The organism is Oryzomicrobium sp., from assembly GCF_021287045.1.
Taxonomy (GTDB): Bacteria; Pseudomonadota; Gammaproteobacteria; order Burkholderiales; family Rhodocyclaceae; genus Oryzomicrobium.
On record NZ_JAJTBG010000014.1, the window covers coordinates 61,019 to 75,860 of the forward strand.

Below are 14,842 nucleotides of genomic sequence, written 5' to 3' on the forward strand. Positions count from 1 at the left end.
TGGCGCGGAGTTTCGCCCCGGGGCGGGGTAGGGGGAAGCGGGCGGGAAGCGGGGGAGGGGCGGCGGCGAAGCGTGCTATGCTAGTCAGAAATCGGTCACAAACCTTCTTCCTTCCTCCGCCTTCCTCTCCTTCGCGCCGACCATGCCCTTGCAGTTAGACGTCTGCGTCTCCCAGCACATCGGCGACCGCCACGAGCAGCAGGACCGGGTGGCCCTGGTGCCCCATCCGCGCCTGCGCGGGGTGGTCCTGGCGGTGGTGGCCGACGGCATGGGCGGGCACGAGGGCGGCGCCCTGGCCGCCGAGCAGGTGGTGCACACCGCCCGCCAGTGCCTGGAGGGCTACGCCCCCAGCGAAGAGACGCCCGAGGAATTGCTGCGCACCATCCTCGACGAGGCCCACACCCTGATCCGGGCCGGCCGCTTCATCAACGAGAAGGACCCCCACAGTACCGGGGTGCTGCTGTTGCTCGAACCGACCCGGGCCACCTGGGCCCATTGCGGCGATTCCCGCCTCTACTGGTTCAGCGGCAGCGAGCTGCGCCAGCGCACCGACGACCATTCCTACGTGGGCCGGCTGGTGCGGGACGGCACCATCAGCGAGGAAGAAGCCTCCTTCCACCCCAACCGCAACGTGCTGCTCACCGCCCTGGGGGGCCGCGAGGCGCCCATGGTGGACGTGGGCAGTTGCGAATCCCTGGCGGCGGGGGACGCCTTCCTGATCTGTTCCGACGGCCTGTGGGGCTACTTCGGCGAGGCCGAGATGGGCGGCATCATCGCTGCCCAGTCGGCCCGGGACGCGGCGGGCGAGTTGATGCGCCGGGCGCGCAGCCGCGGCCGTGGCGAGGGCGACAACCTGTCCCTGGCCCTGGTGCGGCTGGAGGAAATGCCCGCCGTCAAGCCCGTGCCGCCGCCGGTGCGCCGGCCGCTGGGCAATGCGCCGGTCACCCCGGCCTGAGCGGGCCGGCGGGCGGGGCGGTCACTAGGCGAGACAAGTGGGACAAGCAGGACAGCGTCGGGCCGCGCCATAGAAAAAGCCGGGAGGCATGCTCCCGGCTTTTTTGTTGGCAGTGGGTCGGGCGCCGAAGCGCTGATGGCGCCTGCTGGTGTCAATGGAGCGTCGTCTGACGTCCCGCCGGGGCGTGTTCCTGGGGAGAATCGGCCGGCGGGCGGAACGCCTCGACCCAGGCGGGAAATTCTTCGGCGGGCATCGGCCGGGCGATGAAGTAGCCCTGGGCGTAGTCGCAGCCCAGTCGGGCCAGCTGGTCCCAGCTTTCCCGCGTTTCGATGCCTTCGGCCACGGCCTTGCGGCCCAGGTCGTGGACCATGTCGATGGTGGACCGGACGATGCAGGCGCAGTCCTTGCTGTCCATGCCGCGCACGAAGGACTGGTCGATCTTGATGTAGTCCACCGGCAGTTTCTGCAAGTAGGCGAGGGACGAATAGCCGGTGCCGAAGTCGTCGATGTACAGGGGAATGCCGGTGTCGCGCAGGCCGTGCAGTACCCGCAGGGCGAACTCGGCGTCCTCCATCACCGTGCTCTCGGTGAGCTCCATCTCGAACAGGCCCGGGGCCACGCCCAAGTCGGCCTGGAGACGGCGTATCCGTTCCAGCAGGTTGTCGTCGCGCAGGTTGCGGGCCGACAGGTTGACCGCGATGGGCAGGGCGCAACCCTGGCCCTGCCAGTCCCGCAGCAGCAGCATGGCGGTTTCGATCACCCATTCGGTCAGGGGGCGGATCAGGCCCGTGTTCTCGGCCAGCCCGATGAATTCTCCCGGGGGGATCAGGCCGCGCTGGGCATGTTGCCAGCGCACCAGCCCCTCGGCGCCGCTGATCCGGCCGGTGGCCATGTCCACCTTGGGGTGCAGGTAGAGGCGCAGGTCGCCGCCCTCGATGGCGCGGCGCAGCTCGCTGGCGATGGTGAGGCGGCGGGAGCGCTCGGGCGAGGGTTCGGGGATGAATACCCGGTGGGGCACGCCATCCTTCTTGGCCTGGTGCACCGCGATGTCCATGTTGCGGTACAGGTCGTGGGTGCTGGTTCCGTGCTCCGGGTAGAGGACGATGCCGATCTGGGTGGTGATCTCCAGCCCGATGTCGGCGATGCGGAAGGGGCGGGCCAGGGCCTCTTCCAGGCGCAACACCATGGCCAGGGCTTCCCCGGCGCCGGCGTCGGGGAGCAGGGCGGAAAATTCGTCGCCGCGCAGGCGGGCCACGGTGTTGGGCTGGGGGACCGCGGTCCGCAGCCTGCTGGCGAATTCGCACAGCAGCTGGTCGCCCTGGGCGAAGCCGAGGGCGTCGTTGATCTCGCTCAGCCGCTCGATGTTGGCCTGGAACATGGCGAAGGGGCGTTGCAGGCGCTGGCCGGTGTCCAGGGCGGCATTGAGGGCTTCGGAAAAGTGGGTTTCGTTGGGCAGGCCGGTGAGGGTGTCGTAGTGGCTCAGGCGATGCACCGTCTCCTGGTTCTGCTGCTGCTCCACCCGCGCCCGCAGGGTGGCGATGCCGAAGGCCAGGTCGTCGGCCGACTCGCCGAGCAGCTGGATTTCGTCCGGGCCGAAGGCATCCACTTCGGTGTCGTAGATGGCCAGGGCGCCGATCACCTGATGGCCGACCCGCAGGGGGCAGGCCAGGGTCGAGGCATAGCGGCTGAGGTGCTCCTGCCAGGGGGCATAGCCCGGATCGGCGGGAATGTTGCCCACGTGCCGGGATGTGCCGCTGCGCACGGCGGTGGCGACGGCGCCGTGGCCATAGTCGTCGTCGGCCCAGGTGCTGCCGAGGCCGTCCAGGGCGGTCAGGCCGCCGGGGTAGCCGCTCTGGGCCATGGGGAGCAGGGATTTGGCCATGTCGTCGAGGCAGTACCAGACCACCGCCGTGTCGTAGCCGCCGGCATCGACGATGGCGGCGCACATGCTGTCGAGTAGGGCCTGCTCGTCGGTAGCCCGCAGCATGGCCCGGTTGCCGGCGCTCAGGGTGCGCAGGGCCCGGCTGACGTGTTCCAGCTGGTGCACGTGGCGGGCCAGTTCGGTGTTCAGGTCCTGGATCACGGCTTCGGCCTGCTTGCGCTCGGTGATGTCGGTGCCGAGCACGTAATAGCCGACCACCTGCCCCTGGGCGTCGCGCTGGGGAGCGTAGTTGATCACCTGCCAGATGCCCGGGAAGGGCTCCCAGTCGTAGGTCTGGGAGTGGCCCTGGAGGGCCAGTTCGATGCGGGGGGCGGCCGTGGCGTAGCGCTCCCCGAGGATGTCGCGCACCGTGCGGCCGGTGATGTCGGTGTGCTCGGGGGCAAAGTTCTGCCGGTACTGGTTGTTTACATAGACGTAGCGCTGCTGGGTGTCGACGAAGGCGATCAGGGCGGGGACGTTGTTGATCACGTTGCGCAGCCGGTCCTCGCTTTCGTTGAGCTGTTCGGTGCGCTCGCGCACCCGCTGTTCGAGCAGCACGTTCTGCTCCTGGATCATGAACTGGGCCCGGCGTTCCGTGGTTTCATCGCGGAACACCAGCACCACGCCGTGGATTTTGCCGTCCCCGTCCCGGATCGGGGCGGCGCTGTCGGCGATGGGGCATTCCCGGCCGTCCCGGGCGATCAGGGCGGTGTGGCTGGCCAGCCCTCGCACCTCGCCGCTGGCCAGCACCTGGATCACCGGTATCTCGGCGGGCTCCCGGGTCCGTTCGTGGATGATGCGGAAGACCTCCTCCACCTTGCGCCCAAGGGCCTCGGCCAGGCGCCAGCCGGTGAGCCGTTCGGCAACCGGATTCATGCGCGTGATGCGGCCTTGCGCGTCGGTGGCCAGGACCGCATCGCCGATCGAATGCAGGGTTGTGGCCAGGCTCTGCTCGCTCTCGGCCAAGGCCTGCCGCTGGCTCTCAGCAAGCTGGAGCTGAAGGCGGATCAGCATGTAGCTGCCGGCCAGCAGGATGAAAAGGGCGATGGCGGTGAGGGCGCCGATGGTGGTCAGGAAGGTGCCGGTACGCAGGCGGGTCGCGTCGCGCTGGGCGAGGAGCCGATTTTCCTCGTCCGCCATGGCGGCGATGAGCTGGTACATGCGCTCCCGGGTTTCCTTCAGGGGCGCCTGGGCCGCGTAGGTGTTGGCGGCTTCGGTGTCGTCCCGCTGGCGCAGGATTTCGATCTGCCGGGAAATCGCCAGGCGCTGCTCCACCACTTCGTTCAGGGCGCGCCAGCGTTCCTGCTGGAGGGGGTTGTCGGCCGTTCCCCGGTGAATCTGCTCCAGGGCCTCCTTGCGCTTGGCGATGGCGTCGTTGCGTTCGGCCAGATGGAGCGGATTGCCGGTGATCCGGAAATTCTGGGTGCTGAGTTCGATGGCCAGGGATTCGGCCCGGATTTCCGCCAGGGCACTGCGGATTTCCTGGGTGTGTTCCACCCAGCGCACGGCATCGCGGGCGTCGTAGGCGAGTTTCCAGTCCGCCAGACACAGGGCGGCGACGACCAGGGTCGCCGCGCTGAAGGCGGTCAACACCTTGGCATGAAAGCTGGTACGTGGAGTCACGACAGGGTTTCCGGAGGCTGGTATGCGAACGATGCCGGTTTGGCTCGGGATTTCCTTTGCTCGATCCGATGCCGATGCCTCATGGCATTGGCGTTGTCGTTTTGTGTTAACCCATTGTCAGGCAGTAAGTTCTGCCCGAAGTTCTTTATTTTTTATGTCATTAAGATGGCGGGTTTTGCGCTTCTGGTTCGGCCTAGCCTCATTTCTGGCACGCCGGGATGTGTGGGCCGCGAGGTATTTCCGGGGCGGCCAAAAAGCAAAAACCCGTCCGAAGACGGGTTTTGCTGGGGAGGCGCCGAGAGGGGGCGTCAGGCCTTGCGCCCCAGGCCGCCGAGGAGGGCGGCCACCGGGCGGCGCGGCTTGCGCAGGTCCGGTTTCTGCCCCTGGGGCTGGCCGTGGTCGTCGGTGACGTGGCCCTCGTTGGGCACGTGGGGAATGGCGGCCTTGGCCTCGTAGGGCTTGTTGAAGTCGAAGCCGTCGGCGGCGACGGTGCCCAGACGCGTTGCCGGGGCCGGGCGGCGCTCGCGCCGTTCGCCGCGGTCGGGACGTTCGCTCCGTTCGCCGTGATGGCTGCGTTCCCGGCTGTCGCTTCGGCCATGGCTGTCGCGACGGCCTTCGGACTCCCGCGGGGGGCGGGGATCGGTGCGCGATTCGCTGCGCCGCTTCTTGCCGGTGGGCGGGTATTCCCAGTCGGCGTCGGGCTCGAAGCCGGGGACGATGATCTGTTCGACCGGGCGCTTGATCAGCTTTTCGATTTCCACCAAGTAGCCGGCTTCGTCGGTGCTCACCAGGGAGATGGCGTTGCCCTGCTTGCCGGCCCGGCCGGTGCGGCCGATGCGGTGCACGTAGTCCTCGGGCACGTGGGGCAGCTCGTAGTTGACCACGAAGGGCAGGTCTTCGATGTCGATGCCCCGGGCGGCCACGTCGGTGGCCACCAGGGCCTGGATCTCGCCGGCCTTGAAGGCGTCCAGGGCCTTGATGCGCTCGGACTGGCTCTTGTCGCCGTGGATCGATTCGGCCTTGAGGCCGGCCCGCACCAGTTCCCGAGCCAGCCGGGAGCACATCAGCTTGGTGCGGGTGAAGACGATGGCCTGGGTGACCTCGCCGTTCTTGAGCAGGCGGGTGAGCAGCGCCAGTTTGCGGTATTCGCCCACCGGGTAGACCCGGTGGGTGATGGTGTCGGACACCGCGTTGCGCTTGGCGACTTCGACCATCACCGGGTTGCGCAGCATGGTGTCGGCCAGCTTCTGGATCTCGGTGCTGAAGGTGGCCGAGAAGAGCAGGCCCTGGCGGGTCTTGGGCAGCAGGTTGATGATGCGCTGCACGTCCGGGATGAAGCCCATGTCGAGCATGCGGTCGGCTTCGTCGAGGACCAGGGCTTCGACGGCGTGCAGGCTGACGGCCTTCTGCTCCACCAGGTCGAGGAAGCGGCCCGGGGTGGCGACGAGGAACTCGATGCCGGTGCGCAGGGCGGCGATCTGGGGCTTGATGTCGGTGCCGCCGTACACGCACAGGGTGCGGAAGTGGGTGTGCTTGGCGTAGCCGGTCAGGTTCTCATGGACCTGGATGGCCAGTTCCCGGGTCGGGGCCAGGATCAGGGCGCGCACCGGGTGCCGCGCCGGGGAGGCGCTCGGGCTGGAGTGGTGCAGCAGGCGCTGCAGCAGCGGCAGGGTGAACGCGGCGGTCTTGCCGGTGCCGGTCTGGGCGCAGGCCTTGAGATCCTTGCCCTGGATCACCAGGGGGATGGCCTCGGCCTGAATCGGGGTGGGGTTCTCGTAGCCTTGCTCGGCAACGGCTTTCAGCAGTTCGGGGGCCAGGCCCAGCTCGTCAAAGCGCATGGGCGGGACTCCGGAAATCGAATGGGATCAGAAACATAGGGCGACTATTATACATGCCCCGCCGGGCCGCTGCGGCGATTTTCCGTTTTGTCAATGCCCGTCCGGGGCCGCCTGGGCCGGCAGGCGGGTGACCAGGAGTTGGTCGATGCGGTAGTTGTCGATGTCCACCACTTCGAACTTGAAGCCGGCGTGGGTCACCGTGTCGGTGCGGCGGGGAATCTTGCGCAGGGTGTACATCATGAACCCGGCGATGGTCTCGTAGTGCTCGGTGTCCGGAAACTCGTCGATGCCCAGGGCGCGCATCACGTCGTCCACCGGGGCGATGCCGTCGATCAGCCAGGAATCGGCGTCGCGGCGCACGATCTGCTCCTCGTCCAGGGGGCTGATCAGGTCCCCCATGACCGTGCTGATCACGTCCTCCAGGGTGATCAGGCCCACCACCAGGGCGTACTCGTTCACGATCAGGGCGAAGTCCTCGCCGGCGGCCTTGAAGCGCTTGAGCACCTCGGACAGGGTCAGGGTGTCGGGGATGATCAGCACGGTCTTGAGCAGGGGCTCGCTCTTCAAGGCCAGGGGCTGGCCGTTGAGGGCGCGCACCAGCAGGTCCTTGCCGTCCACGTAGCCAATCACCCGGTCGATGCCACCGTCGCACACCGGGTACTTGCCGTGGGGGTGGGCGGCGATCTTCTCGCGCACGCTGGCTTCCGATTCCTGCAAGGTGAAGAACGCCACGCTCTCCCGGGGCGTCATGGACGACGGCACGGTGCGCGATTCCAGTTCGAAGACGTTCTCGATCAGGGCGTGCTCCTCCTTGTCCAGCACCCCGGCCTGGGCACCGGCGGAGGCCAGGGCGACGATGTCGTCTGGGGTGATGTCGTCGCGGCGGGCGGCGGGTAGGTTGAAGACGCGGAAGAGCAGGGCGGCCAGGCCGCCGAACAGCCACACCAGGGGGCGGAACAGGGCGAGGAAGAAGCCCATGGGCCCGACGATGCGCAGGGCCACCGTCTCCGGGGCGATCATCGCCAGGCGCTTGGGCACCAGGTCGGCGAACAGGATGAAGAGGGAGGTGACCAGGGCGAAGGACAGCACGAAGCCGGCGGTGGCCGCCTGCTCCGCCGGCAGCACCCAGGCCAGGGCCTGGGCGAAGGCCGGGGAAAAGGCTCCCTCGCCGACGATGCCGCCCAGGATGGCCACCGCGTTCACGCCGATCTGCACCACGGTGAAGAAGTAGCCCGGCTCGGCCTGCAACTGCAACACCCGGGCTGCCCGCTCGCCCTGGGGGCCCGGGACGTCCACCAGCTGTTGCAGCTTGAGGCGGCGGGAGGCGGCCAGGGCGATCTCCGCCATGGAGAAGAAGGCGCTGGCGGCGATCAGGGCGAAGATGACGAGCAGGTGGTCGAGCATGGGCGGGGGATTGGCGATGGGGGCGGGGGCGAGGCGGTTCAGCCCTTGCGCCGCGGCGCGGCGGCGCGGGGTTTGCCGGCGCCCTGGCGGGGGGCGGCGGGTTTCGAACCCGGTTTCGGGGCGGATCGGGGTGCCGGCTTGCCCGCGGGTTTGGCCGCCGATCTGGCGGCGGATTTTGCGGTGGACTGCGTGGTGGGCTTGGCGGCGGGCTTTGCCCCGGGCCGGGCCGGGGATTTGCCGGCGGCGGGGCGGGATGGAGCCTTGCCCGCCGGGCCGGGACGGCCGGCCTTGGACTTGGCGGCCGGGGCGGCGCCGCTGCGGGGCGGCTTGCCGCTACCTTTGCTGCCGGCCGGGCGGCCTGGAGTGAAAGCAGAGAATTCGCCCAGGGCGTCGAAGGCGCTGTCGTCGGCGTCGCTGAAGTAGTTGCGGGCCCGGGGGGCGGCGGCGCCCTTGCCGGCGCTCTGGCCGGCGGACTTGCCCGCCTTGGCGGCGCGCGGGGCGGCGGAGAAGGCCGCGTAGTCGGCGGCTGCCGGGGCGGCCTCGGGGGCGCGGGCCGGGTGTTCGGCCCTGGCCTTGGCCGGCTTCTTCTCCGCTTTCTTTTCCGGCTTTTTCTCCGCCGGGCGGATGCCGCCGACGGGGGGCTCGGCGCGCACGAAGACGGTCACTTCCTCACGGTCGTGATAGAGCTGCCGAGCCGCCAGGGTGTAGGTGAAGCCGGCCTCGTCGAGGCGGGTCTCGATCAGGGCGCGGCAGGTTTCCAGCTCGTCGTAGCGGCGCTTCATCGGCAGCTTGAGGTTGAACACGGCGGCGGCGGCCTTGCCCTCGGCCAGCCAGTCGGCGATCACCCGGGCGATGCGCGACGGGCTTTCCACCATGTCGCACACCAGCCAGTCCACCGGACGCTTGGGCCGGTACTTGAGGCCGTCCTCGCGCAGGTGCTCGACCATCTCGAAGCCGAGCAGGGCCTTGTCCATGGGGCCGTTGTCCACGGCGGTGACGTGGATGCCGCGGCGCACCAGCTGGTAGGTCCAGCCTCCCGGCGCGGCGCCCAGGTCCACCGCGGTCTGGCCGGGGCGCAGCTGGTCCTCCAGATCGAAGGCGAGGAAGGCTTCGGCAAGCTTGAGGGTGGAGCGGGACGGGGCGTCCTTGGGCATGCGCAGGCGCGGGATGCCCAGGTGCCAGTCGGAGCGGTTGCCGGCGTCGGAGATGGCGCAGATGGCCGCCGACGACGAGAGGAAGAAAACGTGCAGCCGGACGCCGCGCTGGCCGGCGCCTTCGGGGCGGGGCAACGGGGAAGGCGCGTCGGCCGTGAATTTCATGGCCGGACCTTCGTAGATCGGCTCCCGGCGCGGCGTTTCGGAGGCATTGCCCGGAAACCCTTTACTGGCGCGGGGTTTGGCCGGGGCCTCGTCGCCGTCGCCGAGCAGGCCGCAGTCGCGCAGGGCCTTGGCGAAGGGCTTTTCGAACTTGTGCAGGAAGGTGGAGAGTTCCTTGGCCTCGTTGGTGTCGGCGGTTTCCAGCAGCAGGTCGGAAAAGCGCGGCGCCAGCACGCTGGCGGCGGCGGTGAGCGGCCCGGCCCGGTCGGTCACCGGCAGGTCGGTGACGATCTCGCCGGCGAACAGCAGCTGGCGGGGAAAGACCAGGTCGGCAAAGCGCAGGCCGCGGCGCAGCACGCGCATGTCGGCCGGGTCGGCAGGGACGAACAGCACGTAGCCGGAATCGGGCTTGGCCCGGCAGTAGCCGGCCACGTTGAGGCCGGCGGCGGCGTCGCTGATCTCGGCGGCGCACTCGTTCTCGAAGCCGGGGCGGCAGTAGAGCAGCAGCTGGGCGAACTGGGGGGTGAAGGCGGCGCCGGCCCCGTGGGGGCGCCCGGCTGGGCCGGAGGAAGCAGGGGAAGCGGTGAATTCGGTCATCCGGCTAGGATAGCGTATTGTTTCGGGCGGCATGGTGACGGCCCTTGATCGCCGGCCTTTGGCCCGCCGTCGCGCCGCCTTGCCCCGACAAGAACGAGAGCATTAGGAGTATTCCCCATGAGCGTTTCCCCCATGGCCTACCGCCGCCTCGGCACCAGCGACCTGAACGTGTCCGCCGTGTGCCTGGGCACCATGACCTTCGGCCAGCAGAACAGCGAGGCCGACGGCCACGCCCAGCTCGACCGGGCCCTGGCCGCCGGCATCAACTTCATCGACACCGCCGAGATGTACGCGGTGCCGCCCCGGGCCGAGACCTACGGCGCCACCGAGACCATCGTCGGCAACTGGCTCAAGCGCCAGGACCGCAGCAAGATCGTGCTGGCCACCAAGGCCGCCGGCCCGGGCCGCACCCTGGAATGGATCCGGGGCGGCCCCAAGGGCTTCGGCAAGGCCGACCTGAATGTGGCCGTGGACGGTTCCCTGAAGCGCCTGCAAACCGACTATATCGACCTCTACCAGCTGCACTGGCCGGCCCGCCGCCAGCCCATGTTCGGTGGCTGGCAGTACGCCCCGGCGGACGAAGGCGACGGCATCATCACCCCCATCGCCGAAACCCTGGAGGCCCTGGCCGAACTGGTCAAGGCGGGCAAGATCCGCCACGTCGGCGTGTCCAACGAGCACCCCTGGGGCGTCATGGAATTCACCCGGCTGGCCAGGGAGTCGGGCTTGCCGCGCATCGTCTCGATCCAGAACGCCTACAGCCTGGTCAACCGCACCTACGACCTGACCCTGGCCGAGGTCTGCCACCGGGAGAGCGTGGGGCTGCTGGCCTATTCGCCCCTGGCCTTCGGCCATCTGTCCGGCAAGTACCTGGCCAACCCCCAGGCCGAAGGCCGGATCACCCGCTTTGCCGGCTTCGGGCAGCGCTACAGCAAGCCCGGCCTTGAGGCGGCGGTGGCCGAGTACGCCGCCCTGGCCCGGGACGCCGGCGTCACCCCGGCCCAGCTGGCCCTGGCCTGGTGTTACCGGCGCTGGTCGGTGGCCAGCACCATCATCGGCGCCACCACCCTGGCCCAGCTCGACGAGAACCTGTCGGCCTGGAATATCGACCTGGCACCCGAGGTGCTGGACAAGATCGACGCCATCCACCTGCGCCACCCTAATCCGGCACCTTAATCCGGCTCCCTGGCTCCCTGATCGGGTCTTGTTCGGCCTTGTTCGGCCTTGTTCGGGCCGCCCTGGTCCGTGGCGCCGCTCCACCGGAAACGAAACGGCCCGGCCGGACGTGAGTCCGCCGGGCCGTTTTTCGTGGGCCGTTGGGCGTGGGCTTACTTGGCCGCGTCGGCCGGGGCGTCCGCTGCTTTGGTGCTATCGGCGCCGTCGCTGTCCACCGGCGGCTTGGGTTTTTTCTTCTTCTTGCGCGGGTCTTCCGGCGCCGGGGCCGGAGGCAGTTCGGGGCTCACTGTCTGGAGCTGGTTTTCGCGCATGTAGGCGTCCATCTCGCGCCAGCCGGTATAGACCGCCGCCTTGGGCACCCACTGGTAGAGGGAGTAGCAGTCCTCGATCGCCCGGCCGGACTGACGGCAGGCGCCGCCAATGGCCTTGCCCTCGTTCTCGATCCGCGTCGCCTTGGCGGCGGCGTCCTCGATGCCGAGCTTGCTTTGCACCTCGTCGCAGCCGGTGAGCAGCAGGGGGGCGGCAAGGAAGATGGCGAGGGCGGTGGCGCGGACGGGGGCGGAGTTGGCCATGATGGGCGGCGAATTCGATGGATTCGATGGATTCGATGGGCGGTGGCGCAGATTAAACCACATTCCCGCCGGGGGCCGGACGCGCGCTACGGGGCAGGTGGGAGCAGGGCCGCCGGGGCGAGGTCGATCCGGTCGGTGAACAGGGCGTCGATGCCGGCGGCAAACAGGGCGGCCATGGCGGTCGGCTCGTTCACCGTGTAGGCCGCCAGCACCAGCCCTGGGGCGGCGGCGCGCAGGGCGGCCAGGGCGCCTGTTTCCAGCCGGGCCGCGTCCAGGTGCAGGGCGGCGCAGCCCAGGGCGTCCACCCGGTCGCGCCAGTCCGGTGGCAGACGTTCCGCCAGCAGGGCCCGGGGAGCGGCGGGCAGGCGCCGGGCGATCTCGGCCAGGGCGACGGTGGAAAAGGACGAGATCACCAGGGGCGGCAGGGCATGGGCAGCCTCGGGCGCTGCCAGGACCGGCCAGCGGGCCGCCAGGTGGTCGGCCACCGCCTGGGCGGTGGCGGCGTCCCGGCCCGGGGTGGGCTTGATTTCCAGGTTGAGCCACAGGCCCAGGGCCTGGCAGTGGTCGAGGGCGGCGGTGAGCCGGGGCAGTCTTTCGCCGGCGAAGGCCGGGCCGCGCCAGGCGCCGGCGTCGAGGTCTTCGAGCCGCGCCGCCGGGGTGCCGGCCACCGGGCCGCGGCCGTCGGTGGTGCGCTCCAGGGTGTCGTCGTGATGCAGAAAGGCCACGCCGTCGGCGGACAGCATGACGTCCACCTCCACGCCCCGGTAGCCGGCGGCGTGGGCCGCCGTCAGTCCGGCCAAGGTGTTTTCCGGCGCGGTGCCACGATGGCCGGCGCCGCCGCCCCGGTGGGCGATCAGGCGGGGGTAGGGAAAGGGGGATGTGGGAAAAGCGAGGGTGGCGCCGCGGGCGCTTGCACCGGGTGGGTCCGGCTGGCGCGGACCATTGTCCGCAGCAGCCTGACCGGCGGCGGCCCGTTGCGGTGCCGCCGCCCGGGGGGCGCCGGGAGAAGAGGCGTCCCCGTTCATGGCCGTGTTACTTGAGCAGCATGGCCAGCTTGCCCTTGGGCAGGCCGTGTACCACCGCGTTGGCCCGGGCCACGGCGGTGTCCAGGGCTTCCTTCGGGGTCTTCAGTTCCTTCCACACCGCTTCCAGCTCTTCTTCCACGATCAGGCGCACCTGGGGATGGAAGGAGATGCGGGCCGGGATGGCGGACTTGTCGGTGCGGGCGGCCAGGGTGGCGTGGGCCACTTCCTGGTTCACCAGGTCGTCCTTGAGCAGCTTGCTGCGGGCGGCGCGCCAGGCGGTGTCGGACAGGGGCAGGAAGCCGCCGGCCTTGGCCAGCTCGATCTGCATGTCCGGGGCGGTGATGAAGCTGATGAACTTGGCCGCGCCCTTGTATTCGACGGGCTTCTTGCCGGAACCGATCCACAGGGAACCGCCGCCGGCCAGGGTGCGCTGGGGCGCGCCGTAGGCATCGTCGAAGTAGGGCATGGGGGCCACGCCCACGTCCACCTTGCCGCCGGACTTGATGGCGGCGTAGATGTCGGAGCCGGAGGTGAGCATGCCGCACTCGCCGGCGGCGAACTTGGCGTCGGCCTCGTCGCGGCGGCCGAAGTAGGAGAAGTACTTGCTCTTGTACCAGGTGGTGAGCAGGGCGATCTGCTTGACCTGGGCCAGGCCGTTGAAGGCGAAGGTGCCGGAGGCGGTGGCGGCCGGGGCGCCGTTGCGGGCGCTGGCGTTCTCGATCAGCACCCAGGCCGGCCAGGAGGTGGTGTAGGCGCAGGAGGCGCCGGCATCGACCAGCTTGCCGGCGGCGTTCTGCACTTCCCACCAGGTCTTGGGCGGGTTCTCGGGGTCCAGGCCGGCCTTCTTGAAGGCGGCCTTGTTGTAGTACAGCACCGGGGTGGCGAAGGCCACGGGCAGGGCCATCAGCTTGTTGCCTTCGGTGAGGGGGCCCCGGTAGTCGGCCAGGAAGCTGCTGGTGTCCATGCGCTCCTTGGCTTCCTTCATCACGTCCACGATGGGGCGGAAGCTGCCGCGGTTGGCGGAGAACAGGGAGATGTCCTCGGATACGGCCAGGTTGAGCACCGTCGGGGCGTCGCTATCGCCGCGGCGTACGGTGACCACGTGGTAGTCCTTCTGGCTGGCGTTGAAGCGGTCCACCACTTCCTGGAGGCGGCTGGCGCGGGCCTCGTCGAGCTGGTGGGAGAGGGGAATGTCGGTGACGGCGAGGGCCGGGGCGGCGAGGCAGCCCAGCAGGGCGGCGGCGGCCAGGGTACGGCTAAAGTGCGGCATGACGGACTCACGGCTGAGAGGGAGCGGCGATTCTAACGCCGCCGGCCGCCGAGGGGGGAGGCGCTTGCCGCCCTGTGCCGATGCGGGTGCCGCGGACCGGTGCCGGGGGCTACCAGGCGACGGTTTCGACCCGGCCCAGGCTGCGGCCGAGGAAGCGCTCGCCGATGGTGGTGAAGCGCAGCGGCACGTCGGTGACGAAGTAGCGGTAGGAGGCCGGGCTGGCCGGATCGCCCGGGTTGGCCAGGCCCATGTCCTGGAGCAGCCGGGCGGCCTGCTCGGCGGTGGTCACCGCCGAATCCACCAGGGCAACGTCCGGGCCGGCCACGTCGGCCAGCAGGGGTTTGAGCAGCGGGTAGTGGGTGCAGCCCAGCACCAGGGTGTCCACGTTCTCGGCCAGCACCGGCTTCAGGTATTCCTGGGCGGTGAGGCGGGTGACCGGGTGGTCGAGCCAGCCTTCTTCCACCAGGGGCACGAACAGGGGGCAGGCCTGGGAATAGACGCGCAGCCCCGGGTTGAGGGCGTGCAGGTGGCGGGCGTAGGCGTTGCTGTTGACCGTGGTCGGGGTGCCGATCACCCCCACCGCGTTGTCGCGGGTGGCGGCGGCCGCCGCCCGGGCGCCGGCCTCGATCACGTCGAGCACCGGCAGGTGGCCGGCGGCTTCGGCCCGGGCCCGCACCACGTGGGAGGCCACTGCCGCCATGGTGTTGCAGGCTACGATCAGCATCTTCACTTCGTGCTTGAGGAGGAAGTCGACGATCTGGCCGGTGAACTGCTCGATGGTGGCCACCGACTTGACCCCGTAGGGCACCCGGGCGGTGTCGCCGAAATAGACGATGTTTTCCAGGGGCAGCCGCTCCATCAGCGCCCGCACCACGGTCAGGCCGCCGATGCCGGAGTCGAACACGCCGATCGGGCAGCGCCGCGCCACCTCGGCCACTTCCGGGGGAATGAGGGAGGGCAGGGGGCTGGAGCGGTGGGCGGTGGGGGAGGCCATGGCGGACGACGGGGGCGGCGGGACGGCTTCGCAACGCGGCTCCGCAAACGGGGCCGGCGGGGAGCCGAAGCGGGCGTAAACCCTGGGAAAAAGCGATAAAAAGGCCGCCATGATACCCCCGTTTGGTAATATTCCGCCTTTAGCCAATCCG

Annotated in this window: 10 protein-coding genes; 2 read left to right on the forward strand and 8 right to left on the reverse strand. The window is 69.6% G+C overall.

Annotated elements, in window-relative coordinates; all coding sequences use genetic code 11:
• Positions 1-142: 142 nt before the first annotated feature.
• On the forward strand, positions 143-955 hold the full coding sequence (locus LWW89_RS14730; RefSeq protein WP_293265476.1) for a protein phosphatase 2C domain-containing protein: 813 nt from the start codon (positions 143-145) through the stop codon (positions 953-955).
• A 151-nt stretch (positions 956-1,106) separates the two neighbouring features.
• Here LWW89_RS14730 and LWW89_RS14735 read toward each other — a convergent pair whose 3' ends face one another.
• The 4 genes from LWW89_RS14735 to rlmM all read right to left on the reverse strand — a co-directional run bounded on the left by LWW89_RS14735 (position 1,107) and on the right by rlmM (position 9,654).
• Positions 1,107-4,499, reverse strand: coding sequence for an EAL domain-containing protein (locus tag LWW89_RS14735; RefSeq protein ID WP_293265478.1), 3,393 nt, complete (start codon positions 4,497-4,499; stop codon positions 1,107-1,109).
• 308 nt (positions 4,500-4,807) lie between these two features.
• The gene (locus LWW89_RS14740; RefSeq protein WP_293265480.1) at positions 4,808-6,337 is read right to left on the reverse strand and encodes a DEAD/DEAH box helicase; all 1,530 of its coding nucleotides are present in this window, start codon (positions 6,335-6,337) and stop codon (positions 4,808-4,810) included.
• 90 nt (positions 6,338-6,427) lie between these two features.
• Complete coding sequence (locus LWW89_RS14745) at positions 6,428-7,741, reverse strand: hemolysin family protein (RefSeq protein ID WP_293265482.1); 1,314 nt, start codon at positions 7,739-7,741, stop codon at positions 6,428-6,430.
• A 38-nt stretch (positions 7,742-7,779) separates the two neighbouring features.
• Entirely contained in the window at positions 7,780-9,654 is a 1,875-nt protein-coding gene (rlmM, locus tag LWW89_RS14750; RefSeq protein ID WP_293265484.1) for a 23S rRNA (cytidine(2498)-2'-O)-methyltransferase RlmM, read from the reverse strand.
• Positions 9,655-9,786: 132 nt separating this feature from the next.
• Between rlmM and LWW89_RS14755 the strand changes: the two genes are divergently transcribed.
• Complete coding sequence (locus LWW89_RS14755; protein WP_293265529.1) at positions 9,787-10,830, forward strand: aldo/keto reductase; 1,044 nt, start codon at positions 9,787-9,789, stop codon at positions 10,828-10,830.
• A 152-nt stretch (positions 10,831-10,982) separates the two neighbouring features.
• Here LWW89_RS14755 and LWW89_RS14760 read toward each other — a convergent pair whose 3' ends face one another.
• From LWW89_RS14760 to murI, 4 genes are all read right to left on the reverse strand, one after another.
• Positions 10,983-11,402 carry a hypothetical protein gene (locus LWW89_RS14760; RefSeq protein ID WP_293265486.1) on the reverse strand — a complete coding sequence of 140 codons (420 nt, stop codon included), beginning with the start codon at positions 11,400-11,402 and terminating at the stop codon, positions 10,983-10,985.
• Positions 11,403-11,488: 86 nt separating this feature from the next.
• Positions 11,489-12,427, reverse strand: a complete 939-nt coding sequence (gene ugpQ, locus LWW89_RS14765; protein ID WP_293265488.1) for a glycerophosphodiester phosphodiesterase — start codon at positions 12,425-12,427, stop codon at positions 11,489-11,491.
• A 7-nt stretch (positions 12,428-12,434) separates the two neighbouring features.
• Positions 12,435-13,697 (reverse strand): extracellular solute-binding protein, encoded by a 1,263-nt coding sequence (locus tag LWW89_RS14770; protein WP_293265490.1) that lies wholly within the window; start codon positions 13,695-13,697, stop codon positions 12,435-12,437.
• A gap of 109 nt (positions 13,698-13,806) precedes the next feature.
• Positions 13,807-14,691 (reverse strand): glutamate racemase, encoded by an 885-nt coding sequence (murI, locus tag LWW89_RS14775; protein ID WP_293265492.1) that lies wholly within the window; start codon positions 14,689-14,691, stop codon positions 13,807-13,809.
• Between the last annotated feature and the right edge of the window lie 151 nt (positions 14,692-14,842).

What these genes read in the sequence shown, in the direction of transcription:
- LWW89_RS14760 (WP_293265486.1), bottom strand. Translation starts at nt 11,402, where the DNA reads ATGGCCAACTCCGCCCCCGTCCGCGCCACCGCCCTCGCCATCTTCCTT.
- LWW89_RS14730 (WP_293265476.1), top strand. Translation starts at nt 143, where the DNA reads ATGCCCTTGCAGTTAGACGTCTGCGTCTCCCAGCACATCGGCGACCGC.
- LWW89_RS14770 (WP_293265490.1), bottom strand. Translation starts at nt 13,697, where the DNA reads ATGCCGCACTTTAGCCGTACCCTGGCCGCCGCCGCCCTGCTGGGCTGC.
- LWW89_RS14740 (WP_293265480.1), bottom strand. Translation starts at nt 6,337, where the DNA reads ATGCGCTTTGACGAGCTGGGCCTGGCCCCCGAACTGCTGAAAGCCGTT.
- LWW89_RS14755 (WP_293265529.1), top strand. Translation starts at nt 9,787, where the DNA reads ATGGCCTACCGCCGCCTCGGCACCAGCGACCTGAACGTGTCCGCCGTG.
- ugpQ (WP_293265488.1), bottom strand. Translation starts at nt 12,427, where the DNA reads ATGAACGGGGACGCCTCTTCTCCCGGCGCCCCCCGGGCGGCGGCACCG.
- rlmM (WP_293265484.1), bottom strand. Translation starts at nt 9,654, where the DNA reads ATGACCGAATTCACCGCTTCCCCTGCTTCCTCCGGCCCAGCCGGGCGC.
- LWW89_RS14745 (WP_293265482.1), bottom strand. Translation starts at nt 7,741, where the DNA reads ATGCTCGACCACCTGCTCGTCATCTTCGCCCTGATCGCCGCCAGCGCC.
- murI (WP_293265492.1), bottom strand. Translation starts at nt 14,691, where the DNA reads ATGGCCTCCCCCACCGCCCACCGCTCCAGCCCCCTGCCCTCCCTCATT.